The sequence below is a fragment of the Halobellus salinus genome (assembly GCF_014646875.1).
Classification (GTDB): domain Archaea; phylum Halobacteriota; class Halobacteria; order Halobacteriales; family Haloferacaceae; genus Haloquadratum; species Haloquadratum salinum.
The window spans coordinates 363634-386527 of the sequence record NZ_BMOC01000001.1 but is presented as its reverse complement, the minus strand read 5'-3'; the positions used below and the strand labels follow the sequence as shown (position 1 = coordinate 386527).

Below are 22894 nucleotides of genomic sequence, written 5' to 3'. Positions count from 1 at the left end.
CGTGTATCTTGCACAGCATGTCTTAACAGAATCCAGAGAGGACTGTTTCGCTATCTTCGGTAAGAGCCTTCCTGAGAGATGTCGTATGCAAACTCGTTGTTGGCGGTGAAGATGATGGTACGGTCGTCGTGGTGTCGTTTCAGCAGGTTGTCGAGCGTGTCGAGCTTCTTGTCGGCAGTACGAGCGATGGTCTCCGCTCGTTGTTTGGCGATGAGCGCCCGCCGCCCCTGTGGGTCGTATGAGGTTCGTTTGAGAAATTCCTGATACCCACGTTCCTTCCAGAGGTCGAACTCCTGACTGTCCACGTAGTCACGGTAAATCCCGTACTCTTCATCGTACTGTTCCCGCTCGTCTTCTGTTAGCTCACCCCGAGGTGGATGGTTTCGTACTCGCTGAGGTACTCGCCAGCAAGCTCATCAACCTCTTCTCGATAGACGACCGTTCCGAGTAGGTCTTCCAACTCCTCGTGTTTGCCGTCAGCACGCTCGTAGGTGGCTGTGAGTCCGAGTCGATACGGGGCAATCGTCATTTCAGGAATCTGCTGGTAGGTCGGAGCTGGCAGATGGTGTACCTCGTCGACAACAAGGAGTCCGAACTTGTCGCCGTACTCGTTGATGTAGCGGTAGGCGGAATCATAGGTTGTGACCGTGATGTTCGCCACGCTGTGGCTTCCACCGCCGAGAACACCAACCCCATCAGGGAGTTGATCGCCGAATGCGTTCGTGAGCGTAGCGTGCCACTGGTTCATCAGGTCGATAGTCGGCACGACAACGAGTGTGCTTACACCCGCATCAGCAATCGCTTGAACGGCGAGGAAGGTCTTTCCACTCCCTGTCGGGAGGACAACGCTTCCCTGACGGTCGCTATCCTGCCACGCCGAGAGAGCGTCTTGCTGGTAATCTCGTGGCTCGATAGCAACGGACGGCGTGAGGTGAAACTTGGAATAAGAGCGAGCGTCGTTCTTGAACTCAGCCACAGTAGCTGTTGATTCTTCGAGGGTAGGTTGTCCATCGGGCTCAGTTGCCCACTCTCGAATATCACGATAGTACTGTGCCTGTGCCCGATACTCGTCAACACGGTCGTCCCATTCGGCATACGGCACAGTGTCAGGAGCGTTTTCAAGGAGAAGCGTACCGTCATCGAAGGCGAGACGCATTCAATCCTGTCTGTGCGAGTAGGGTACTTGTCCTTGCTGGGGCAGGCAGATCAACAAGGAACAACTACGTTGAGAGGTCGTTAGCCATTGAGCGAAGTTCACTCTTAGTCGGTTGGCGTCCAATCTCCACGGTCTCATCCCCAGCCCAGAACCGAAACTGTTGATAATCAACATCGAAGTGGAGTCCACAGGAAACGGTGGGGTCTGCCTGCTCGTACTCGGATTTGCTCACCGTTTTCCCCTCTTGAAGTGTTTCAAGAAGGTACTCAGCGACGTGTGGACGTTGCTTCATCGCCAAGATGTGGTCGGTTGCGATGTGCTTGAGTACCTCCTCACCCGTGCCGTGTCCGTCGCCGAGAAGATAGAATTCACCGCTGAATTCGTACGACTCGATCCGGATGCTGAGAGCATACGTATCGCTCATAGGCTATCGTCGTCGTTTCACAAATATTACGCCCACGGTTGTGGTAAAGACGGGTAATGAGTCACAAGTGCGACGACTGTGGAGAAGAGTTTGAGACACTTTCTCGACTCCGTCTTCATGACTGTTCCGCAGACGGGAGTTTGGAGGGCAGTAGTTTAACCCAGTCCAACGAGAGAAAGCAGCAACACACTACAGAACGTTCTGATGAGGAACAAGTCGGAGAGCTGGACGATCTATTGGTGACCATACACAATGGAGACTCAACTGCCCTTCATCAGGCAGTGGCGACGTACGAGACGCAGTTGGCGTCAGCACACGAATTAGGGAACTCCGACCGCTATCGGAGCATCTCCAGAGCGTATCGAGTGGAACTCATTACGGCACTTGACGACGCAACACAGACGGAGGGGTTTGCGTTCCTTGGGGAGTTCCTTGACGCATACCATCCAGAGACAGCCGACGACTTCCCGCACGTGACCTCAATCCTCCAGAATGTCTCCAGCCGCTATCTCATCCGTACCCGAGTATCAGACGGCATTGAAGCTGTCCCCGTTCCGATATTAGAGTTCTACAGTTCGATCCTTGACCGAGTCGGGGGAGACGGATACGACTTCATCAATGAGGGACTCCATCCATACGGCTGGGGTATCGGACATCCTGACCATTCAGTTGCGGACGACATCCTTGACCACGTCTTAACGGACATTTTCGTTACGAACCCGATGCTTGAACATACGTTCTACGCTGACCAGCACTTAGCTATCGACTTACTGGAACGAATTGTACATAACGACTCGATTCAAGAAACCATTTCTCGTCCACATCGAGAGGTCTCAGACACCCGATACCTGCTGGATGCTCCTGCGGGAGCAGTCAGCGATTTTGACCCAACGATTCCACGCTACTGGGAGTGGCAGGAGGAGTTGGATTACGAATTTATACTGGATGACGACGTAGAACAACGGATTCGACAGCTCGTCGCAGAACACGGAATTGACGACGACCTGCCCAGCGACTGGGTGGTTTCTGACCTAACTCTGTGAGATTAGTGCTATGTTGAATAACATCCTTTGAGGGATGGCGGAGTGGTACGGATTTTGAGGCTGCGACCCTCAACCGCTCACACACCAACTCAATTTCTGCCTTCCTCTCCAAGCACCGCTATTCAACAGGGCAGAAAGCCCTTGGTTCAACTCCAAGCGTGCCCATACCGCTTCGCTCCTAACGGTATCGTATCAGCAGACATGTCTTAACCAACATACTGTCACTGTGTATTGGTGCTGTTGGTTAAAGCCGTAGTCGGCGGGGGAGTGGGTTATCACTTGATGAGGCTCTTGACGAGGAGGTCGCAGAACTGCTGGAAGACGCCTCCCGACGTGCTGAAGCGAACGACCGAACTACGATGATGCGACGGGAGTTATACGGTTCAACGCAGTCCAACAACTGCACTCTCAACTCAGAGCTGACGATTGGTAGTACTCGAACTCAGTCTCTTCACACTCGCTCTGCTTCTCGACACGTGCGACTCTCCCTGTAGTGGTCATCGACTGATTCGATCTCGTCACCACAGGATGGGCATACCCCAGCGAGTTTCTGCCGTAGTATCGACAGCCCAGCATCCAGTTCACGAGACTCAGCGCCCTTCACGTTGTCAGCCATATACACGGTTGTCCCGTCGCTACCTTGCAGATGTCCAGGTCCGTCAACGGTAGCCATCACATCGAATGGAAGCGAGAGCGGTTGCGCTTCGCCCGTGTCAATCATCACCTCGTCAGCAGTTGGGAGGTCAAGATACTCCTCGAACGAATCGGCTTCGCCTGTGTGGACTGTGATGTGTAGTCGTCCTACCTCTGAGGCTGCGGCAGATGAGCGATGTAAACCTCAGCAACATAATCAAATCTGTCGGAGACTTTCTCAATTAGCGATTCGACACCAATCTGCTTAGTTTTTTTCTAACATTTTACTAAATAATCGAGTGAAGGTCATCCTCCTCCAGCATCTCCATCTCACCCCGAATATAATAGCGCATCAGAGATTCCATCTCCTTGCTACAAACATCAGCCAAGTCCGAAACTGAATCGTTAACCGACTCGGCTTCGACCGTGAGATGTCCAGTCGATAGCTTCAGTTTGTTCGCTTTTCTGTGTCGGTGCGTCGTTTCGTCCTGACCTGACCCGTCATCATCACTTGGGTTCTGGTCATCTTCAGCATCTGGCTCGCTCACACGCAGATCTATACGGGTTGGAAATAAAGCTCCTGGCAACTGTTTGATAGAATAGCTAAGAAATCTTAGCTACAGATTTAATACTCTGGCATCCAAGAATCGCAATACGGAGTAGACCCGCAACCGTGTACATATTGAACTCTATGACCAGCAGATCGGGTTCATTTATAAGTACACCCAAGCCGTGCGGCGGTTCTCCGCCGCACCGTAAGAGAACGGACCCGACGGGATTTGAACCCCGGTCGCTCGCTCCGCTCGCTCCCTGCTTCAAATCCCGCGGCTGTCGCTGTTCTACGCTCACTTCGTTCGCGATAGAATAGCGGACCCGACGGGATTTGAACCCGCGACATCCTGGTCCGGAACCAGGGACTCTGTCCACTGAGCTACGGGCCCTCGGCGTGTGATACATCTGCCGCCCGTTTAACGGTTATGAACCGATCCGACGGATGGACAGCCGGTCTACGGCGTCTCGCCCGTTTCGATCGTGAAGTCCGACCGCGGGTACGCAACGCACGTCAGCGTGTACCCACTGTCGAGTTCGCCGTCGTCAAGCATCTGTTGGTCGTCGTGGACCACGTAGTCCTCGGAGTTACCGCCGGAGGTGATCTGGCCGGCACACGACACACACTGGCCCTGCCGGCAGGCGTAGGGGAGGTCGAATCCCTCGTCCTCGCCGGAGTCGAGCAGCGGCTTGTTGTTGGCGACCTCGATGGTCTCGCCCTGCTTTTCGAACTCGACCTCGAAGTACTCCACCTCGTCTTCGGGGATCTCGGCGGGGCTTGTTTCTTCGTCCCCGTCACTGTCGCCGAGTTCGACCTCTTCACCCTCGCCGGCCGGGACCGCCGCCGGGGCCGCACCGCCGCCGATAGACCGGTTCATCGGCTCCGGGAAGTCGGTCTCGGGGACGGCGCTCGCTCGCCGTTCGAGCACCTCTTGGGAGATATCTGCGGTGGGAGTCCACCCGGTGCCGCGGGCGTAGTGTAGCCCCACGGCCAGAAGCGTCAGCGTCACCCCGAGGCTCAGCCCAACGAGGTTGATTTCCACCATATTCGCGGGTATGGAGTCGGAGGTTAAGGAGGTTGTGATTGGCGCGACACCGGGACGCGGCCGTGTGTCACCGGCGTGCAACCTCGTGGCGGCCGAACCCGTACCGGAGCCGGTTGGCCAGCCGCCGACTGAACCGCCCCGGCCCACCGTCGGTCGCCCGCGACCCGAACCGCTCGGCCAGCGCCTGGTAGAGCAGCGGCACCGGAACCTCCTGTTCGAGCGCCTCCTGGACCGTCCACGTCCCGGTGGAGCCGCCGGCGACGTGGTCGGCGACGTCTCCCAACTCGCTTCCCTCCTCGCGGAACGCCTCCTCGCAGAGTTCCAGCAGCCACGACCGGATGACAGCGCCGTTGTTCCAGGTCCGGGCGACGGCCTCCAAATCGAGGTCGTAGCGGCCATCGGCCAACAGCTCGAACCCCTCGCCGTACGCCTGCATCAGCGCGTATTCGACGCCGTTGTGGACCATCTTCACGTAGTGGCCCGACCCGCTCGGCCCCATCCGGTCGTGGCCGGCCGGCCCCGTCGCCACCCCGTCGAACACCGGCGTCATCGCGTCGTACGCCCACCCGGGGCCGCCCACCATCAGCGAGAAGCCGAGTTCCGCGCCCGCCGGGCCGCCGGAGGTGCCGCAGTCGAGGTAGGCGGCGTCGGTCGACTCCGCCCGCCGGACCGAATCCTCGAAGTGGGAGTTGCCGCCGTCGACGACGATGTCGTCACCGTCCAGGCGCGGGTCGAGCTCCTCGAGCGTCGCGTCGACGGCTTCGCCCGCGGGCACCATCAGCCAGATCCGCTTGTCGTCGCCGAGCCGACCTGCGAGATCGTCGAGGTCTTCGGCGGGCGTCGCCCCCGCGTCGGCCGCGGTCGCGACCGCCGCCACGTCGAGGTCGAACGCCACCACGTCGTGGCCCGCCGCGAGCACGCGGTCGACGACGATCTGTCCCATCCGGCCGAGTCCGACGACGCCCAGTTGCATACCGCCGACTGCAACGCGCGCGGAGGTAGTGATTGTGGTTTCGGTGTGGGCGGCGTCGCTCGCTGGTAGTGGGTTGGCCGCCAGCAACGGCCGGTCGACGTTTTCCCATCGAGACGGTCGTATTTGGTTACGCGATTGCTGCCGAAGAACCGTCACGGGCGGGACTGGAAGGGGCCGCGCTCTCGACCAGCGAGACGAGTAAGCACCACAGGCCGAAGGCCGAGGAGCGCAGCGAGTCGCAGCCAGAGAGAGACTGGAGGTCTCTCTGGTAGCCGGCGCTTCGCGCCGGCGACGTCGAGAGCGCGGGGGCTTCCGAGATCATCTCCGTACTACGTTTCACGACTCTTTTGTCACCCAAATCGCACTGTCGAAACACGCTTCCCCCACCCACTCAACCTGCGTGTTATGGGTGAACGCGTACGCGAGCACGCCGAGGTGCTCGTCGGCTGGAGCGCACGGATCGAACAGGGCGACCACGTCGTGGTCCGCGTCGCCGAAGGGGCCCACGACCTCGCGGTCGCGGTCGCCGAGCAACTCGGCGAGCGGGGGGCGACGATCGCCACCGCCTACGCCGCCGACGAGGTCTCCCGGGCGTACCTCCGGGGCCACGACGGCGACTTCGAGACGCCGGAACACGAACTCGCTCTGTACGAACACGCTGACGCCGTCCTCTCGCTGGGCGGCGGGCGCAACACCTTCGCGACCGCCGACGTCGACGGCGACACCCGACAGGCGTCGGCGCGGGCGGTCGATCCCGTTCGCGAGGCCCGGCTCGCGACCGACTGGGTGTCGACGGTCCACCCGACTCGATCACTCGCCCAGCAGGCGGGGATGTCCTACGAGGCCTACCAGGACTTCGTCTACGACGCCGTCCTCCGCGATTGGGGGGCGCTCGCCGGGGAGATGCAGCAGTTGAAGGAGACCCTCGATGCGGGCAGCGAACTCAGACTCGTCACCGAGCGTACCGACCTCACGATGTCCATCGAGGGCCGGACCGCGGTCAACTCCGCGGCGTCGGTGGCGTACGACTCGCATAACCTCCCCTCGGGGGAGGTCTTCACCGCGCCGTACGCCACGGAAGGGACGGTCCACTTCGACGTGCCGATGACGATCTCCGGCTCCCGCGTCCGCGACGTCATCCTCCGGTTCGAGGACGGACGCGTGGTCGATCACGCCGCCGACGTCGGCGAGGAAACCCTCACCGACATCCTCGACACCGACGAGGGCGCCCGCCGGCTCGGCGAACTCGGAATCGGGATGAACCGCGGGATCGATCGAGCCACGGACAACATCCTCTTCGACGAGAAGATGGGTGACACCGTCCACCTCGCGGTCGGGCGGGCGTACGACGCCTGCCTCCCGGAGGGCGAATCCGGGAACGACTCCGCCGTCCACGTCGACCTCATCACCGACGTGAGCGACGACTCACGCCTCGAAATCGACGGCGACGTGATCCAGCGGAACGGCCGGTTCCGGTGGGAAGAAGGGTTCGACGCGGACGGATCGGCGTGACCATACGACCGGTCGCGCCACCGGGACCCCCGACGCGTCCGTGCCGGACTCCAGGGTGATCGCGCTCGACTCGCCCCGAAGGTGCGCTCACGCCCGCGCTTCGCCCGGGGACGGTTTCGACGTGCTTTTTATTCGCGGCCGTCTCGATTGGCGTATGGCTGAATTCCAGGTCGTCGTCTCCGACGAGACCGGACACACCGAGCAGTTCGAGGTCGACGGACAGGACGCGAACCGCTTTCTCAACCGTGACCTCGGCAGCGAGGTCGACGGCGGTGCGGTCGGACACGACGGCGTCACGCTCGAACTCACCGGCGGCTCCGACGAGGCCGGCCGCCCGATGCGGGCCGACGTCGCGGGACCGGAACTGAAGGAACTCCTCCTCGAGGGTGGGGTTGGATATCACCCCTCCAGCGACGGCGAGCGAAAGCGGGTCACGGTCCGCGGCCGCCAGATCTCCGAGGCCACCGCACAGATCAACGCACAGATGATCGACGGGACCTTCGGCGACGACGAGGATGCCGAGGCCGCCGACGGTGAGGAGACGGACGCCGCCGACGGTGAGGAGACGGACGCCGCTGACGGTGAGGAGACGGACGCCGCTGACGCTGACGAAGGCGACGAGGCGTAATCCGTGCCCGAGCGCGTCCCGAGCGATCACTCGTCGGTGACGACGCTCCGCGCGCACCTCGCCCGCAGCGGGGGCACTCGACGGCCGTGTCTCCGACTGCCCGACGCCGCCGCTGTCGAGGCGGGCGACATCGTCCGACTCTTGCTCGACGGTACCACGACCCACGCCCGCGTCGACACCGACGCGAGTGGCCCCTTAGTCCGCGGCGCGTACGACAACCAACGCCTGGTTCGATCGCCCCGCGAGGGCGACAACCGGTTCGTCGAGTGGTGCGACACCCACGACCGCGGTCCGGGTGACGCCGTCGAACTCGACGAGCTCGACCCCGGCTCCTGTTACGGCCTCCGCGACCCCGGCGACCGGGTGGTCTACGACGTCCCCGCCCGCCCCGACGAGTCGCTCCACGACATCGCCGCGTCGCTCCGAGATTGACGCCCGCGGCGTCTCCGCGCCACGCAAGCCTTACTTCCGCTGCCTGGATTCACAACGTATGAGCCAGGTGCCCGAACGGAGCGAGCTCCCCGCTGAAGACACGTGGGACCTCACCAGTATCTACGCGGACGACGACGCGTGGGCTGTCGCCTATGAGTCGGTCAGCGACCGCATCGACGACCTCCGCGAGTACGAGGGCCGCGTGACCGAGAGCCCTGATACGTTGTTGGAGTTTCTCGACCTCCGCGAGTCGATCTTCCGGGAGGTTTCGAAGGTGTCGAGCTACGCCAGCCTCCGGAGCGCCGAAGACACCCGAAACCAGGAGTATCAGGCGATGCAGGCCAAAACGGAGTCGCTGTCGTCGGCAGCGAGGTCGGCCACCAGCTTCCTTGATCCCGAACTCCAAGCGCTCGCGCGCGACGACATCGACCACCTCGTCGGCGCTGAACCCGCGCTCGCCGACTACGCACATTACTTCGACGACGTGTTGCGGACGAAACCCCACACTCGGTCGGCGGAGGTCGAAGAGTTACTCGCCGACCTCGGGGAGGTTGCGGGCGCGGCGTCCGACATCTACGGGATGCTCTCGAACGCCGACCTGACCTTCCCCACGGTCGAACGGCCGGACGGCGAGTCCGTGGAGATCACCCAGGGCAACTTCACGAAGCTCCAGAAACACCCCGACCGGGAGTTCCGCCGGACGGTCTACGAGGCGTACTACGACGAGTGGGCCGACATTCGGAACGCGGTCGGGACGTCGCTGAAGAACAGCGTGAAGAAGGACGTGAAGTACGCCCGCGCGCGGAACTACGACACCGCCCGCGAAGCCGCCCTCGACGGCCCCAACGTTCCGACCGAGGTCTACGACACGCTCCTCGACGCCGTCCACGACAACCTGGACGCCCTCCACCGTCACGCCGACCTGAAGCGTGAGGCGCTCGGCGTCGACGACCTCCGGATGTGGGACCTCTACACTCCGATTACTGGGGACGAAAGCCCAGACATCCCGTACGAGCAGGCTGCCGAACACGTCGTCGATGCGGTCGCCCCCCTGGGCGACGCCTACCAAGACCGGGTTCGGAACGGGCTGGATGCACGTTGGGTCGACGTGTACGAGAACCGTGGGAAGCGCTCCGGCGCGTTCTCGGCGGGGACCTACGACACCCAGCCGTTTATCCTGCTGAACTACCAGGACGACATTTCCTCGATGTTCACGCTGGCGCACGAACTCGGCCACTCGCTGCACTCGGAGCTGGCGAAGGACGCCCAGCCGTGGCAGTACGCCGACTACACCATCTTCGTCGCGGAAGTGGCGTCGACCGTCAACGAGACGCTCCTCACGCATCACCTGTTGGAGACAGTCGAGGACGACACCCTCCGGCGTCACGTCCTCGACGAGTACCTCGAACGCTTCCGGTCGACGCTCTACCGCCAGACGATGTTCGCGGACTTCGAGCTTCGGGTCCACGAGATCGCCGAGGACGACGGCGCGCTCACGCCGGACCGGTTCGACGACGCGTATCGGGAGCTGAAAACCGAGTTCTACGAGCCGGCCGTTCTCGACGACCGGATCGCCCGCGAGTGGATGCGGATTCCGCACTTCTACTACAACTACTACGTCTACCAGTACGCCACGGGCATCTCCGCGGCGGTCGCGATCGTCGAACGGATCCTCGACGAGGGCGCAGACGCCGCGGCGGCGTACCGCGACGCGCTCGCGCTGGGGGGGTCGGAGTATCCGATGGACGTCTTGCGCGCTGCCGGTGTCGACATGACGTCGCCGGAGCCGATCGAGTCCGCACTCGGGGTGTACGACGACTACCTCGGGCGGATGGCGGACCTGGTGTAGGCGGTCGGCAGCGTCGGATCTCTCCGCCGACCCCAGGTCTGTTGTGGCGGGAGTTCCCCCGGTCCACTCCCGCCGGGCGGGAACCGCCGGACGGGTTTATACTCCGGTGTGCGAATACACGCGTATGCAGTATGTCGTTGCGGTCGACGGCTCCACGGAAGCGGACCAGGCCGTCGCGTACGCCGCCACACACGCGGCCGGACTCGGGGCCGACTTGGAGGTCGTCCACGTCGTAGAGCCCGAGACCGAACTGATCGACGGCGAGATCGTCCTCCCGGGGGCCGACCGGGCGACCGACATCGGCGAGCAGGTGCTCAACCGGGCCAGACAGCGAGCCTCCGACGCGGTTGGCGACCGCGACGACCTCGAGACCGACACCACACTCCTGACCGGGCGGCCATCGGACGCGATCGCTGACTACGCCGACCGAGCGGGCGCCGACGCAATCTACCTCGGTCACCGAGGGCTTTCGGCGGAACGCGAACAGGTCGTCGGCAGCGTGGCCAAAAGCGTCGTCGACAAGGCGACCGTGCCGGTCACCATCATCCGGTGAGCGTCGTTCGCTCGCCCGCCATCGAGACGGCTGTGGCCTCCTCCGGCGGCCGCAAACTGTAATCCCAGGTGTCTGTTACCCACTGGTATGGACCCGAACCGTGAGGCCCTGGCGACCGCGGCGTCGCTCCCGCTGGACTCCCTCTCGGACCGGCTCACCGGCGACCTCGTGGCTCCCGACGACGACGCGTACGCCGACGCGCGCCGTGTCTGGAACGGGATGGTCAACGAGTATCCCGTTGCGATCGCGTACTGCGGGACTGTCGAGGATGTGGCTGCGGCGGTGTCGTTCGCCCGGGACCACGACCTCGCTGTCGCAGTCCGGAGCGGCGGCCACAGCGTCTCCGGGGCGTCGGTCGTCTCCGGCAGCCTCGTCGTCGACTGCTCCCGGTTGGCGTGGGTGCGCGTCGACCCCGACACCCGGACGGCCCGCGTCGGCGCGGGCGCCGACTGGGGACTGGTCGACCGCGCCACCCAGTCGTTCGGGCTGGCGACGCCCGGCGGTGTGGTCTCCGACACCGGCGTGGCGGGGCTCACGCTCGGCGGCGGGACGGGCTACCTCTCGCCGAAACACGGCTTCGCAGCCGACAACCTCCGGGCGGTCGACGTCGTCACCGGTCGCGGCGAGCGCGTGACGGCGACCCCCGAGCGCAACGACGACCTGTTGTGGGCGGCCCGCGGCGGCGGCACCGCCGGGGTCGTGACCGCGTTCGAGTTCGACCTCCACCCGCTCGACCACGACGTGGTTTACGCCGAGTCGTGGGTGCCATCCGACCGTGCGGGCGACGTGCTCCGGGCGTACCGAACGTACCAGGCGACCGCGCCCGACGAGGCGTGTGTCTCCCCGTACTTCGCCCGGGTTCCGCCGACGCCAGAATTTCCCGACGACCGTCACGGTGACCTCGCGGTCGTCGTCGCCGGGGTCTACACCGGCGAACCCGCGGCTGGTCGCGACGAACTCGGGGCGGTCGTCCGCCGGGACGACGCCTTCGCGACCACGATCGACACGATGTCGTACGTCGACCTCCAGTCGATGCTGGACGACGATTTCCCCGACGGACGGCGGTACTACTGGACGGCCGTCCCGCTCGCCGACCTCACCGACGACACCATCCGCGAGGTTCGGGCGGCGGCGGAGCGCGCCCCCTCCGACCTCTCGACGATCGTGTGCTGGCCGATGCACGGGGCGGTCGGACGCGCCGGCGACGACGCGGGGCCGATCGTCGGCCGCGACGCGTCGGTCGTCGTCAACGTCGAGGCGGCGTGGGACGACCCGACGGCGACGGCCGAGAACGTCGCGTGGGCGCGGGAGACCCGCCGGGCGCTCAGGAAGGGAGCGTCGCTACCGGGCACGCTCCCGAACTTCGCCGGCGGCGCGGCCCCGGACGCCGACGACGTGTACGCCGAGCGCGCCGACCGGCTGCGGACGGTTCGCGAGCGGTACGACCCCGACGGGGTGTTCGCGTACGAGCGGGAGTGACTCGTCGGTTCGGGATCGACCGCGGTCCTGGATCGGTGGCGAACAGTCGGCACTGCCCTCGCCCGCGCCGACGTGCCGAACAACTGCTACCCGGCGCGGGGTAGTTCACTACACGGGCCGGGTGGTCCCGGCCTCGAACATAAACTCTCGTTCGGCGGGGGCGCCGACCGACCCTCGGCGACACACCCCGAACAGTCGACAGTCTGAATAGCGCGCCCACTAACCTTCAGGTATGAACTTCCGGACACTCGGCGATTCCGACGTCGAAGTCAGCGAGGTCGGGTTCGGCGCGTGGGTGGTCGGCACCGACTGGTGGGGCGACCGCACCCGCGAGGACGCGATCGACCTGCTTCACCACGCGGTCGATGAGGGGATCACTTACTTCGACACGGGCGACGTCTACGGCCACGGCGACAGCGAGGAACTGCTCGGCGAGGCGCTCGCCGACCGACGCGAGGACGTGACGGTCGCGACGAAGATCGGCTACGACTTCTACAACAACCCCCAGGCCGGCCACGGCGAACTCCCCAAAGAGATCACCGGCGAGTGGGTCCGGACGGCGACCGAGCGGAGCCTCGACCGCCTCGGGATGGACCACGTCGACGTGCTCCAACTTCACAACGCCAACGTCGAGGAGGTCGACGCCGACGTGCTCGAAGCGCTCGACGAACTCCGCGAGGAGGGGCTCGTCCGCTCGATCGGGTGGGCGCTCGGGCCGTCGATCGGGTGGCTCGCGGAGGGTGACATGGCCATCCGTGAGGAGTTCGACTCGGTGCAACTGGTCTGGAACCTCTTCGAGCAGGAGGTCGGCAACCACTTCCTCAACACCATCAGGGAGACGGACTCGTCGACCAGCCTGATCCCCCGGGTGCCGCACTCCTCGGGGCTCCTGAACGAGCAGGTGACGCCCGAGACCGGCCACGATCTCGACGACCACCGCGGGTTCCGGCCCGACGCGTGGTACGAGACCGGGTGGGAGAAGTTGGAGACGCTGCGGTTCCTCGAACGAGGGGGAGAGCGCACGATGGCCCAAGCCGCGATTGCGTACCTCCTCAGCCACGACGAGGTCGCCACCGTCACCCCGACGTTCCACACGAAGGAGGACATCACCCGGTGGGCGGCGGCCTCCGAGGTCCCGAAGCTCTCCGACGACGAACTCACGCGGGTCGCCGACCGCTACGCCGACAACTTCGGGATCGACCGTGACGACGGAATGGACGAACTCCGATCCTCCGTCGGCGGCGACGACATCCGCGCGGCGGGGATCGACAAGCGCGCCACTGCGGGGCCACGGAACTCCGCGTCGTCGGACTGACGCGTGAACCGGACCCGATTTCTCGCGGTGACGGCGCTCGTCCACCTCCTGCTCGCGGCGTGGGTACGTCGCGACGCCGACGCCCGCGGGATCGACGCCTCGCCGTGGGACACGGTGACGCTTCTGGCTGGGATCGTCGGCGTCGCGGGCTACCGCCGTACCCGGTGAGGACGATCGCGGGCGGCGATCCGGAATTCTACGCCAGGAACACGTGTCGCGGCCGGTCGGCCAGCACGTCCCGGCCCCACTCGACGGTCTCTCCGAACTCCTCGGACCGGAAGAACGCCATCGCGTTCTCGCGGGCGTCCCACTGGCTGGAGATGAACATATCGTTTTCGTCTTCGACGTTCACGAGCAGGTCGGTGTCCTGGTGGCCCTCCATCCCCTCGAGGACCTCACCGACGGTGTCGAACGTGTCGTGGAACTCCTCGCGGTAGTCGGGGTCGACCGTGTAGAACATCCCCATCGTCCCGAAACCCGACTCCTCGCCCGCGCGGGAGACAACGTCAGGGAGCTCCGAGAGGAACCCTGCGGCGGTCTCGGCCGCGGAGGCGGTGTCCCAGATGCTCACGACCGCGTTGCGGTCCCGGCCCCGGGCCTCGTAAACCGCGGTCTTTTCGTGGGTGTCGTAGTGGTCGAAGTTCCCGCGGAGGCCGTCGACCTCCGAGAACAGGTCGTCGGTGTCTGCCTCCGAGTAGAGCACGGTGGCGTAGACGTCCTCGCCGTGCGGTTGGCCCGCGTAGATGTCGAGGTCCGCGAGTTCCGAGCGGATACTGTCGTCGTCACCGTCACCCGTACTGTCATCGCCGCGGCCGTGTTCGTCGCCGGTGTCACCGCGGGCGTCCGTTTCCCCTCCGTGAGCGTGTGACTCGCCGCCCTCGCTGTCGCCCGTCGGCACCGCCTCGCCCGCCAGGTACGCACCGAGGTCCGCGGGCGGGAACCGGCGGCCGACGTAGAACTCCCCGAAGTCGCTGTACTTCGAGGAGACGTCGTCGAAGCGCATGTCGTAGACGATGTCTTTGATGTCGGTCGGGTCGTCCGAAAAGAGGGTGACGCCCCACTCGTGGTCGTCGAGTCCGACCGACGAGGCGATCACCTGGTTGATCCGGCCGGCGTACCCCTTCCCGGTTTCGGCGTGGCTGGCCATCAGGTCGGAACGTTCCTCGAGGTCGAGGTCGTACCAGTTGTGCGTCTCGCCGCGGCGCTTTGTCATCGGATAAAACGAGACGTACCCGTCGTCGGGGACCTCTGGGGTGAGTTTCCCTTCCATGTACCGCCGCGTCCCCTCGTCGACCGATTCGGGGTCCTCGAAATACTCCGGTGTACTGTACCCGGAGATCTCCGTGACCGACACGTAGGACGTCGCCCGGTCGGTGAACGCCGACAGCGCCGTCCCCTCGAACCGGCGTTCGGCCCGCGAAAGCTGATCGAGGGTGGGCCGGAAATGAAGCACCAGCAGATCCGCCTTGTGACCGAGCACCGAGAACACGCCCGAGTCGCCCTCACCGGCGTCGTCGACGGCTTCGTGTCGCGTGAGATACTGCGTCCCCTCGTCGACCGCGCGCTCACGCTCGTGGTCGGGGGCCTCGCGCCACGCGTCCCAGTCGACGGTTCGGAAGTCGTGGAGGACGAACCAGCCTTCGTCGGTCGGTGGAGCCGCTGTCATACCGCGGGGTTGGTACGCCATCGGTATGGGCGTTGCGAGTCGGTGCCGGGGGTCACTCGCTCACAGCCGCGCGGCGCCGACACCCCCGACCCCAGCCGTGGGGGGCAACGGCGACCCCCGACAGCGACGCGACGGCGACCCCCGACAGCGACGCGACGGCGACCCCCGACAGCGACGCGACGGAGACGGCCCTCGACTTTCGCCTCCCGACACCCGCTTGATCACCCGCCGAGCAGGGTCGGCCCGAACACCAGAATCAAAAGCGACGCCAGCATCGTCACGCCGACGGCAGTCGTGATCGTGCTCACGACCCGGTTTCGGTCGGGGATAGGGAGCCGGGAGACAACCGCCTCCGCGCACGCCCGGAGGATCCGGCCACCATCGAGCGGGTAGCCGGGGATACAGTTGAACAGCGCGAGTTGAAGATTGATCCACGCCATCCAGAAGGTGACGTTCGCGAGGACAAACACCCCACCACCGAGGCCGCCCAGCGGTCCGCCCACCGCGTAGAAGTTCAGCACGTTCCCGGTGAACCCGGGGAAGTTGGGAATGCCGAACACCAAGGAGGCAAGCGGAAGCACGAGCGAGATGTAGACGGTTCCGAGCGGTGACTCCGCGATCGACCCCGAGAGACTCGTTGCGTCGGGGCCGCCGTCGCCGCCGAGGAGTTCGAGGTAGGTTCCCGCTGGGTACGCCTGCGCGCCGAAGTCGGTCACGAGCAGCCCGCTGGTCCCCGGGAAGATGTTGACGCCGAGGAAGCCGGTGTCGTCCTGCGGGTTGGTCCCGAGTTCGACATTGTGGGTTTCGGCGGACCCGCCATAGTAGAGTTCGACCGACACGGTCTGGCCGGGTTCGGTGCCGTCGAGCACACGGGTGAGTTCGGTGGCCGAGACCACGCGCTGCCCGTCGATCGCGGTCACGATCACGCCGGCGTCGGTCGGCGCGCCAGCCTCGGCGAGCGGGCCGTCCTCGGCAACGCGCGTGAGGTACGCGCCGGCGGGGATCGCGACGGTCCCGCGCCCGGTTTCAACCTCGACGACCCTGTTTTCGCCGACGGCGTCAGCGAACCCCGCTCGGGTGGTCACCACCGACCCGTTCACCGCGGTCACGTTCACCGCCGACCCGTCGACAGAGAGGTTCGCGGGGTTGCCGGAGGCCGAATCCACCACCACGAGCGATCGTTCGACCTCCGCGGTTCGAGCCGCTCGGCCGGCCGCGCTCGCCCCGCCGTCGAGTTCGACCGTCACCGTCCGCCCGTCTGCTCCGAGCAGGGCGGCGTTGAGCGTGGTCTCGTTGTCGACGGGGACGCCACCGACCGCGGTGATCCGGTCGCTGGGGCCGATGCCTGCTGCGGCGGCGGGCGACCCGTCGTAGGAGTCCGCGACCGCCATTCCGGGGGCAACGCCGACGCTCGCGATGATCGGCCCGAAAAGCAACGCGAACGCGATGATGGTCACGGCGAAGTTGTTGGTCACGCCAGCGGCGAACATCCTGCTTTTGCCACCCCGTGACGCCTCGCGCTGGCTCTCTTCGTCGGGTTCAACGAACGCGCCCAGCGGGATAATCGCGAGCAGGAACACCCCCATCGACTCGATCTCGATGCCCTCAACCCGGCAGAGAATGCCGTGGCCGCCTTCGTGGACCACGAGCCCCACGAGCAACCCGAAGACGATCTCCGGGGCGACCGAAAGCGGCAGGAAGTCGTTGACTCCGGGGACAACGAGGAAGTTCTGGGGTTGGTTTACCGACGACGCCGGCGGGGGCTGTTGGAGGATCGCGATTCCCTGGAGGAACAAAAAAAGGAACATTCCGGCCATGATCACCAGCGCGGCGCCAACACCCAGGTTGGTCCACGCGCGCCAGAACCGCTTCGGGGCGGCGATCCGGTCGATGAACGCCCGCCCCCGCTTCGTGTGGACGGTGGCGAAGGGGCCTTGGAGCCGCACCGAACTCGGGAGCAGCCCGCGCCGCGAGAGCAAGAGCGCGACCGCCGAGTACGCGGCGAGTCCAACGAGCACCCACAGAAGCGTGTTCATCGTGTGGAGAGACGGGTTGCGCGCCAAAAGACGTGTCGGGTTGTGGAAGCTCCGCCTCCGCCCGCGGTCCCGGCGGGAGCGATCACTCCACCCGCTACTGGGGGTCCGACGACTCCTTCCGGGCAGTTATCTCGTCGGGGACAAGCCGGTAGAACCCGAACGGCACGTCCTTCGTGGGCCGACCGAAGATGTCGACAAGCGGGATGTGGACCCGCTGGAGCCCTTCGAGCGACCCTGTCGCCACCGACGCCTCGCTGGTCTCCTCCAGCCGCCCGGTCACCACCACGCTTTGCCAGGCACCGCCTTCCTGCCCGTACACCACGAACGTGACCGAACTGCCACCCGCGTCCTGCTTGGCGCTGTCGGAACCGACGGCGAGCCGGAAGTAGAACGTCGTCTCCGAGCGGTCATAGCCGTAGGACACGGGCACGGAGTGCGGGGGGCTGTCGTCCGAACGCGGCACGGAGATCACGCCGGTGCCGCCGATCCCGAGGAACGAATCGCGCTCACCGGCGTCCATCCCGATCGACTCGGTCCTGTTCATACCCTGACGTACGTCTCGGATCGACATAAAACCGCCTCCGGCGATCCCGGTACCGAAACATATGAAACTCCTGGGTTTCGAACGCCGCCGCAAGGCAATGTACGACCACATCGTGCTCCCCGTGGACGGCAGCGACGAAGCCACAGCAGCGGCTGGACACGGCCTCGCGCTCGCTGCCACGTTTGACGCGACCGTCTCGGTTCTCCACGTCGTTGAGCGGCGAGCGCTCCGGATCACGGCGACAAACGACGAGCGAACCCGGTTGCGGTCGCGAGGGGAGGCGATCGTGGACGAGGTTTCGGGACTCGCCGCGGATGCCCAGTCTGTCACGACAGACGTCGCCGAGGGCACGCCCGCCGACCGCATCGCCGCGCACGCGGTTGACCGGGACGCTGACCTGATCGTCGTCGGCAGGCAGGGCGCCACCGGCCTCGGGAAACGGTTCCTCGGCGGCGTTACCGAACGGCTTCTCGGTCGGAGCGCAACCCCAGTGCTCGTCGTTCCGGGCGCCGACGCCGCGGCCGACGCCGACTACTCGCGGATCCTGTTCCCGACCGACGGCAGCGACGCCGCGCCCCCAGCCACCCACCACAGCGCGGCGCTCGCGCGGGTGTCCGGGGCGGCCGTCCACGTGTTGAACGTCGTCGACCTCCAGGCTGCGGGTGGTGTGTTCAACGCCGGCGGTCTCGACCCCGAGTTCGTCGACCGGCTGGAACGGCGGGGGCACGACGCGGTGGGGGCGGTCGCAGACGAACTCGGCGAGACCGCCCCGGACGTCGAGGTCCACACCGCTGTCGAGCGCGCGACGCCACGCGGGAGCGTCGCTGCCCGCGTTCGCGACTACGTCGATACGGCCGGGGTTGACCTCGTGGTGATGGGTGCGTCCGGCCGCTCGAACCGTAACCGACAGCTCCTGGGGAGCGTCGCGTCGACGGTGCTCCGGACGGTCGACGTTCCGGTACTGGTGGTTCCGCCGGCCTCGTGACGACCCCCGAAAGTCTTTGCGCTGGTCCGCCTACCACGGCGTATGTACGACCGGATCCTGCTCGCAACCGACGGCAGTCCCACAGCCGACCGGGCGGCGAGTCACGCGGTCGCGCTGGCCCGGCAGTCGGGTGCGGACCTCCACGCGGTGTACGTCATCGAGACCCGAACGGCGTACGACAACGCGATCGTTGATCCCGAGACCGTCCGCGAGAACTTCCGCACGGAGGGCGAAACCGCGCTCACCACCGTCGCGAACCGAGCGAGCCCGGAGCTCGCGGTCGCCACCGCCGTCCGGGACGGCGTTCCGCACGAGGAACTCCTCGCGTACGTCGACGACCACGACATCGACCTCGTGGTTATGGGGTCAAAGGGGGCGTCGGCGTTCAAAACCGTCCTGCTCGGCAGCGTCACCGAAGCGGTCCTCGACGCGGAGACCGTGCCGGTCCTCGTCGTCGATGGCCCGGACGGACAGGGCGAGTAACCGGGTGCTACCCCTCCCGCCGCAGCCGTCGGACCACGAACTCGGAATCGAGTTCGCCGAGGAACTCCCCCAGCCGCGGCCCCTGGGGCTGGTCGAAAAAGAGCAGATAACCAGCCTCGAAGAACTCGGAGACCTCGACGCCGTGGCGGCGGGCGGTCTCGTACATTTCGCTTTGGATCGCCCCGCCGTCGTGCCCCGCCGCGACGAACGCCGCCAGGTCGTCAAGCGCGGCCACGGTGTCCCTGTCGAACTCGGCGTCCGGCAGGGCCTCCTGGATGCGGTAGTTGTACGCGTTGTCCATCCGTTCGGCCCACGCGCGTGCGCGGTCGACGCGCTCAAGCGCCGCCTCGACCGCCCACTCCGGGGTGTCGTCGTCGATGTACCCCTCGTTTCGCGCCATCTCGAGCCGGAGGTCGCGGTCGTCGGTCATGCCGAGCACCGCGGCGAAGGTGTAGGGCAGCCGGATCCGGTCTTCGCGCACCTCGTCGACCACGTAAGGGTACGCGCGCTCCGCGAACGCCGTCACCGACTCGTCGTCGACATCGCCGAAGTACGCCCGCTCGAAGCGGTCGAAGTCGTCGACCAACTGGTCGAGCCGTGAGAGGTCCAGGTCACGGGCCTTCCGAGGGTTCAGCACGAAGAAGTACCGGAGCACCTCCGGCTCCAGAAGTTCCAGGATCTCCGGGACAGTGACGACGTTGCCGGCGGACGACGACAGCGCCTCGCCGTTCAGCGTGAACCACTCGTAGGTCATCGGCACCGGTGGCTCGACCTCGAGGAGGTTCCGGGCGATGTCCTCCCCCGAGGGCCACGACCCCTCGGCGTGGTCCTTCCCGAACGGCTCGAAGTCGACGCCCAGCACCTGCCACTGGGCGGGCCACTCGAAGCGCCACGGCAACTTCCCCTCGCGGAACGTGGCGGTGCCCTCGTGGCCGCACCCCTCGATGGTGTCCCCGCCGGCGGTTATGTCCGTGCAGACGTAGTCGACGGTGCCGGCGTCGAGGTCGATGTCGGTGACGGTCTCGGTGACCGTCCCGCAGTTCCCGCAGATCGGATTGAACGGGACGTACTCCCCGTCGACTTTCGACTGGTACGCCGACAGGACCGCCTGGGCCTCGTCGACGTTCGCTAACACGTGTTCGACCACCGGCTCGAAGGTGCCGTCCTCGTACAGCTCGGTGTTGGAGAGCATCTCGACCGGTACGCCGAGCCGGTCGGCGTCGGCCTTCAACAGCGACGCGAAGTGGGCGGCGTACGACGCCGACTCCCCGAACGGGTCCGGGATGTCGGTGTAAGGCGTCCCGAGGTTCCGGCCGAGCGCCCCGGCGTCGACGTCGCCGAGACCGACGATGTCGCCCTCGGGGTCCGCCAACTTCCGGGGGAGCTTCCGCAAGGGGTCGCGGTCGTCGCTCGTGAACACCTGTCGCACCTCGAAGCCGCGGGTCCGGAGCACCTCCGCCACGAAATAGCCACGCATGACCTCGTTGAAGTTCCCCAGGTGGGCGACCCCGGAGGGCGAGACGCCGCCTTTGATCACGATCGGCTCCGCCGGGTCGCGGGCCTCGATTTCGTCTGCGACCGCCGCCGCCCAGAAGTCGTGTCGCGACCCCTCGGCCGTCTCGTACCCCGCGCCGGATCCTGCCGGGGAGTCGTTGTTGTCGCCCATCCTCACCCCTCCGCCCAGTCGGTCGGGTCGTCGTCGTCGCCCGCCGGGACCACGTCGGTGCCGCCGTGGTCGCCGCGCCGCACCGCCGCGCCGATCCGCCCGGGATCGGTGCCGTCGAGGACGATGGTTCGCATCCCCGACCGCTCGATGAGCTTCGCTGCGAGCAGGTCGACCGGCGCCGAGGCGCCGGCACCGCGGCTCATCGGTGCGATCACGTCCACGAGGTCTGCGGGGGTCAGGCGGTCGTACTTCTCGGCGTCGGCGTCGGTGCCGGGGTCGGCGCTGTACACCCCGTCGACGCTCGTCGCGTAGACGAGCAGGTCGGCGCCGACGTATTCGGCGAGCGCTGCCGCCACCGCGTCGGTGGTTTGGCCGGGCATCACACCCCCCATCACTGACACGTCACCCCGGCGGATCGCGCCGCCGGCGTCCTCGTAGTCGTGGGCGACCTTCGGATCCGCGTCCGCGCCGAGCGCCGCGACGAGCAACCGGGCGTTGATCCGCGTCACGTCGATGCCGATCTGGTCGAGCTGGACCTCGTTCGCGCCGAGATCGCGTGCGGTGTGGATGTAGTCTCGGGCGACTCCGCCGCCGCCGACCACGGCGCCGACCGAGCACCCCTCGGCCGCGAGCCCTTCGATGACTTCGGCGTGGCCCTCGACGCGGCGCGGGTCGAGCTCCGGCGCGAGTACGCTCCCGCCGATGCAGACGACGACTCTCATTGCCTCGTGGTTGCCGCGAACCGGGTTTAAGCGTTGTCAACCCGGGGCGACCGACGCCGGACCGACGGCGCCGTGGCGGGTACGCCCCGCCGCTCGCGCCTCTCCCCCACGTCCGACAAAATAAAGCCGATCGGCACCCCGATTGGGGAGTATGCAGGTACTCGGTTTCGCCGGCCCCGGCGCGCGCACGCTGTGTGACCGCGTCGCCCCGCACCTCGACGGACGCGTCGCGGTCGTCAAACGGACCGACGGGGTGGACGGATCGCAGGCGGGAGACGGATCTCTCGAGGGCGTTGCAGCCGCCTACCGCGTCGGCGGTGACGGCGACGGCGCGTGGAGCGCACGCGGTTCCGACCGGGGGCTCGGCGACGTTCTCGACGACCTGGCGGCGACGTACGACCACGCACTGGTGGTGGGGTTCCCCGCGGCTGCGGTCCCCACGGTCGCTCTCGGCGACGCCGACCCCGAACAGGTGGCGCTCTCGGCCGAGACTGCGGCCGACGTCGACACCGAAGCCATCCTCGATGCGGTGGCCGACGCCGCTCCCCACGTCACGCTCGACACCCTCGTCGAGCAGGTGAAGGCGTCGCCCCGTGCCCACCGGGCCGGCGCGATTGCGACCTTCACCGGCCGGGTGCGGGCGAAGGACGGTGAGGAAGACCCCCGGACGCTCGAACTGACGTTCGAAAAGTACGAAGGCGTCGCCGAGGATCGGTTCCGGACCATCGAGTCCGACCTGATGGAGCGCGAGGGCGTCGAGGAGGTGGTTATGTTCCACCGGACCGGTACGCTCGGAGCGGGCGAGGACATCGTCTTCGTGGTCGTCCTCGCGGGCCACCGCGAGGAAGCGTTCGAGACGGTCTCCGACGGCATCGACCGCCTCAAAGATGAGGTCCCGATCTTCAAGCGGGAGACCACCGTCGAGGAGGACTTCTGGGTCCACGACCGGGAGTAGTTCACCCCTCAACCCGGAGTAGTTCACCCCTCAACCCGGAGTAGTTCACCCCTCAACCCGGAGTAGTTCACCCCTCGGAGATCCGCTCGGGGTGTCGCGCCGCCACCCGCGCGACAGCCTCGATGCCGGATCCAACGCCGCTTTCCGCTGACCCCGCGGCCGGTTCGACGACTCGACTGCAAATATAGTTCACTATGACTTCGGGCGAAATAAAATATTAAAACCAAGAATAAACAATTTAACGC

The 22894-nt window shown here is 65.8% G+C and carries 21 protein-coding genes, 1 tRNA gene and 1 pseudogene; 12 read left to right on the top strand and 11 right to left on the bottom strand.

What is annotated here, in order from left to right; all coding sequences use genetic code 11:
- Positions 1 to 68 precede the first annotated feature (68 nt).
- Together IEX72_RS01910 and IEX72_RS01905 are read right to left on the bottom strand one after the other, a co-directional pair.
- Positions 69 to 1156 (bottom strand): annotated as a pseudogene (locus IEX72_RS01910) (DEAD/DEAH box helicase); the annotation flags it as partial.
- 64 nt (positions 1157 to 1220) lie between these two features.
- Positions 1221 to 1580, bottom strand: a complete 360-nt coding sequence (locus IEX72_RS01905) for a hypothetical protein (RefSeq protein ID WP_188785682.1) — start codon at positions 1578 to 1580, stop codon at positions 1221 to 1223.
- Between the two features lie 365 nt (positions 1581 to 1945).
- Between IEX72_RS01905 and IEX72_RS01900 the strand changes: the two genes are divergently transcribed.
- The gene (locus IEX72_RS01900; protein WP_229663701.1) at positions 1946 to 2623 is read left to right on the top strand and encodes a hypothetical protein; all 678 of its coding nucleotides are present in this window, start codon (positions 1946 to 1948) and stop codon (positions 2621 to 2623) included.
- Positions 2624 to 3543: 920 nt separating this feature from the next.
- Here IEX72_RS01900 and IEX72_RS01895 read toward each other — a convergent pair.
- The 4 genes from IEX72_RS01895 to IEX72_RS01880 all read right to left on the bottom strand — a co-directional run bounded on the left by IEX72_RS01895 (position 3544) and on the right by IEX72_RS01880 (position 5824).
- Positions 3544 to 3804, bottom strand: coding sequence for a hypothetical protein (locus tag IEX72_RS01895; RefSeq protein ID WP_188785681.1), 261 nt, complete (start codon positions 3802 to 3804; stop codon positions 3544 to 3546).
- Positions 3805 to 4124: 320 nt separating this feature from the next.
- Positions 4125 to 4197 (bottom strand) — tRNA-Arg (locus IEX72_RS01890).
- A 66-nt stretch (positions 4198 to 4263) separates the two neighbouring features.
- Positions 4264 to 4851, bottom strand: coding sequence for a 2Fe-2S iron-sulfur cluster-binding protein (locus IEX72_RS15420; RefSeq protein ID WP_188785680.1), 588 nt, complete (start codon positions 4849 to 4851; stop codon positions 4264 to 4266).
- A 67-nt stretch (positions 4852 to 4918) separates the two neighbouring features.
- A complete protein-coding gene (locus tag IEX72_RS01880; protein WP_188785679.1) occupies positions 4919 to 5824 on the bottom strand; it encodes a decarboxylating 6-phosphogluconate dehydrogenase in 906 nt (301 codons plus the stop codon).
- Between the two features lie 405 nt (positions 5825 to 6229).
- Here IEX72_RS01880 and IEX72_RS01875 point away from each other — a divergent pair, with 405 nt between their 5' ends.
- The 8 genes from IEX72_RS01875 (at position 6230) to IEX72_RS01840 (ending at position 13760) form a co-directional block, all read left to right on the top strand.
- A complete protein-coding gene (locus IEX72_RS01875) occupies positions 6230 to 7336 on the top strand; it encodes an aminopeptidase (RefSeq protein WP_188785678.1) in 1107 nt (368 codons plus the stop codon).
- Between the two features lie 154 nt (positions 7337 to 7490).
- Positions 7491 to 7964 (top strand): 30S ribosomal protein S6e, encoded by a 474-nt coding sequence (locus IEX72_RS01870; protein WP_188785677.1) that lies wholly within the window; start codon positions 7491 to 7493, stop codon positions 7962 to 7964.
- A gap of 3 nt (positions 7965 to 7967) precedes the next feature.
- Positions 7968 to 8396 carry a DUF7112 family protein gene (locus IEX72_RS01865; protein WP_188785676.1) on the top strand — a complete coding sequence of 143 codons (429 nt, stop codon included), beginning with the start codon at positions 7968 to 7970 and terminating at the stop codon, positions 8394 to 8396.
- 58 nt (positions 8397 to 8454) lie between these two features.
- Positions 8455 to 10245 (top strand): oligoendopeptidase F, encoded by a 1791-nt coding sequence (gene pepF / locus IEX72_RS01860; protein WP_188785675.1) that lies wholly within the window; start codon positions 8455 to 8457, stop codon positions 10243 to 10245.
- 124 nt (positions 10246 to 10369) lie between these two features.
- A complete protein-coding gene (locus IEX72_RS01855) occupies positions 10370 to 10798 on the top strand; it encodes a universal stress protein (protein WP_188785674.1) in 429 nt (142 codons plus the stop codon).
- An 87-nt stretch (positions 10799 to 10885) separates the two neighbouring features.
- Entirely contained in the window at positions 10886 to 12277 is a 1392-nt protein-coding gene (locus tag IEX72_RS01850; RefSeq protein WP_188785673.1) for an FAD-binding oxidoreductase, read from the top strand.
- A gap of 232 nt (positions 12278 to 12509) precedes the next feature.
- Positions 12510 to 13592 carry an aldo/keto reductase gene (locus IEX72_RS01845; protein ID WP_188785672.1) on the top strand — a complete coding sequence of 361 codons (1083 nt, stop codon included), beginning with the start codon at positions 12510 to 12512 and terminating at the stop codon, positions 13590 to 13592.
- A gap of 3 nt (positions 13593 to 13595) precedes the next feature.
- A complete protein-coding gene (locus IEX72_RS01840) occupies positions 13596 to 13760 on the top strand; it encodes a hypothetical protein (RefSeq protein ID WP_188785671.1) in 165 nt (54 codons plus the stop codon).
- A gap of 28 nt (positions 13761 to 13788) precedes the next feature.
- Here the strand turns inward: IEX72_RS01840 and IEX72_RS01835 are convergent, their stop codons facing one another.
- The 3 genes from IEX72_RS01835 to IEX72_RS01825 form a co-directional block, all read right to left on the bottom strand.
- Positions 13789 to 15258, bottom strand: coding sequence for a heme-binding protein (locus tag IEX72_RS01835; RefSeq protein ID WP_188785670.1), 1470 nt, complete (start codon positions 15256 to 15258; stop codon positions 13789 to 13791).
- 221 nt (positions 15259 to 15479) lie between these two features.
- Positions 15480 to 17294 (bottom strand): site-2 protease family protein, encoded by a 1815-nt coding sequence (locus tag IEX72_RS01830; protein WP_188785669.1) that lies wholly within the window; start codon positions 17292 to 17294, stop codon positions 15480 to 15482.
- Positions 17295 to 17388: 94 nt separating this feature from the next.
- On the bottom strand, positions 17389 to 17838 hold the full coding sequence (locus tag IEX72_RS01825; RefSeq protein ID WP_188785668.1) for a pyridoxamine 5'-phosphate oxidase family protein: 450 nt from the start codon (positions 17836 to 17838) through the stop codon (positions 17389 to 17391).
- A 97-nt stretch (positions 17839 to 17935) separates the two neighbouring features.
- Here IEX72_RS01825 and IEX72_RS01820 point away from each other — a divergent pair, with 97 nt between their 5' ends.
- Together IEX72_RS01820 and IEX72_RS01815 are read left to right on the top strand one after the other, a co-directional pair.
- The gene (locus tag IEX72_RS01820; protein ID WP_188785721.1) at positions 17936 to 18823 is read left to right on the top strand and encodes a universal stress protein; all 888 of its coding nucleotides are present in this window, start codon (positions 17936 to 17938) and stop codon (positions 18821 to 18823) included.
- 42 nt (positions 18824 to 18865) lie between these two features.
- A complete protein-coding gene (locus IEX72_RS01815; RefSeq protein WP_188785667.1) occupies positions 18866 to 19306 on the top strand; it encodes a universal stress protein in 441 nt (146 codons plus the stop codon).
- Between the two features lie 7 nt (positions 19307 to 19313).
- Here the strand turns inward: IEX72_RS01815 and lysS are convergent, their stop codons facing one another.
- Both lysS and pyrH read right to left on the bottom strand, forming a co-directional pair.
- Entirely contained in the window at positions 19314 to 20972 is a 1659-nt protein-coding gene (gene lysS, locus IEX72_RS01810; RefSeq protein WP_188785666.1) for a lysine--tRNA ligase, read from the bottom strand.
- 2 nt (positions 20973 to 20974) lie between these two features.
- Positions 20975 to 21694: a UMP kinase gene (pyrH, locus tag IEX72_RS01805; RefSeq protein WP_188785665.1), complete on the bottom strand. Its 720-nt coding sequence runs from the start codon at positions 21692 to 21694 to the stop codon at positions 20975 to 20977.
- A gap of 151 nt (positions 21695 to 21845) precedes the next feature.
- Between pyrH and IEX72_RS01800 the strand changes: the two genes are divergently transcribed.
- A complete protein-coding gene (locus tag IEX72_RS01800) occupies positions 21846 to 22649 on the top strand; it encodes a molybdopterin synthase (RefSeq protein WP_188785664.1) in 804 nt (267 codons plus the stop codon).
- Positions 22650 to 22894: the final 245 nt, after the last annotated feature.

Excerpts from the sequence above, each read along its gene's own strand:
- IEX72_RS01905 (WP_188785682.1), bottom strand. The coding sequence starts at position 1,580 with ATGAGCGATACGTATGCTCTCAGCATCCGGATCGAGTCGTACGAATTC.
- IEX72_RS15420 (WP_188785680.1), bottom strand. The coding sequence starts at position 4,851 with ATGGTGGAAATCAACCTCGTTGGGCTGAGCCTCGGGGTGACGCTGACG.
- IEX72_RS01880 (WP_188785679.1), bottom strand. The coding sequence starts at position 5,824 with ATGCAACTGGGCGTCGTCGGACTCGGCCGGATGGGACAGATCGTCGTC.
- IEX72_RS01875 (WP_188785678.1), top strand. The coding sequence starts at position 6,230 with ATGGGTGAACGCGTACGCGAGCACGCCGAGGTGCTCGTCGGCTGGAGC.
- IEX72_RS01870 (WP_188785677.1), top strand. The coding sequence starts at position 7,491 with ATGGCTGAATTCCAGGTCGTCGTCTCCGACGAGACCGGACACACCGAG.
- pepF (WP_188785675.1), top strand. The coding sequence starts at position 8,455 with ATGAGCCAGGTGCCCGAACGGAGCGAGCTCCCCGCTGAAGACACGTGG.
- IEX72_RS01855 (WP_188785674.1), top strand. The coding sequence starts at position 10,370 with ATGCAGTATGTCGTTGCGGTCGACGGCTCCACGGAAGCGGACCAGGCC.
- IEX72_RS01850 (WP_188785673.1), top strand. The coding sequence starts at position 10,886 with ATGGACCCGAACCGTGAGGCCCTGGCGACCGCGGCGTCGCTCCCGCTG.
- IEX72_RS01845 (WP_188785672.1), top strand. The coding sequence starts at position 12,510 with ATGAACTTCCGGACACTCGGCGATTCCGACGTCGAAGTCAGCGAGGTC.
- IEX72_RS01835 (WP_188785670.1), bottom strand. The coding sequence starts at position 15,258 with ATGACAGCGGCTCCACCGACCGACGAAGGCTGGTTCGTCCTCCACGAC.
- IEX72_RS01830 (WP_188785669.1), bottom strand. The coding sequence starts at position 17,294 with ATGAACACGCTTCTGTGGGTGCTCGTTGGACTCGCCGCGTACTCGGCG.
- IEX72_RS01825 (WP_188785668.1), bottom strand. The coding sequence starts at position 17,838 with ATGAACAGGACCGAGTCGATCGGGATGGACGCCGGTGAGCGCGATTCG.
- IEX72_RS01820 (WP_188785721.1), top strand. The coding sequence starts at position 17,936 with ATGTACGACCACATCGTGCTCCCCGTGGACGGCAGCGACGAAGCCACA.
- IEX72_RS01815 (WP_188785667.1), top strand. The coding sequence starts at position 18,866 with ATGTACGACCGGATCCTGCTCGCAACCGACGGCAGTCCCACAGCCGAC.
- lysS (WP_188785666.1), bottom strand. The coding sequence starts at position 20,972 with ATGGGCGACAACAACGACTCCCCGGCAGGATCCGGCGCGGGGTACGAG.
- pyrH (WP_188785665.1), bottom strand. The coding sequence starts at position 21,694 with ATGAGAGTCGTCGTCTGCATCGGCGGGAGCGTACTCGCGCCGGAGCTC.
- IEX72_RS01800 (WP_188785664.1), top strand. The coding sequence starts at position 21,846 with ATGCAGGTACTCGGTTTCGCCGGCCCCGGCGCGCGCACGCTGTGTGAC.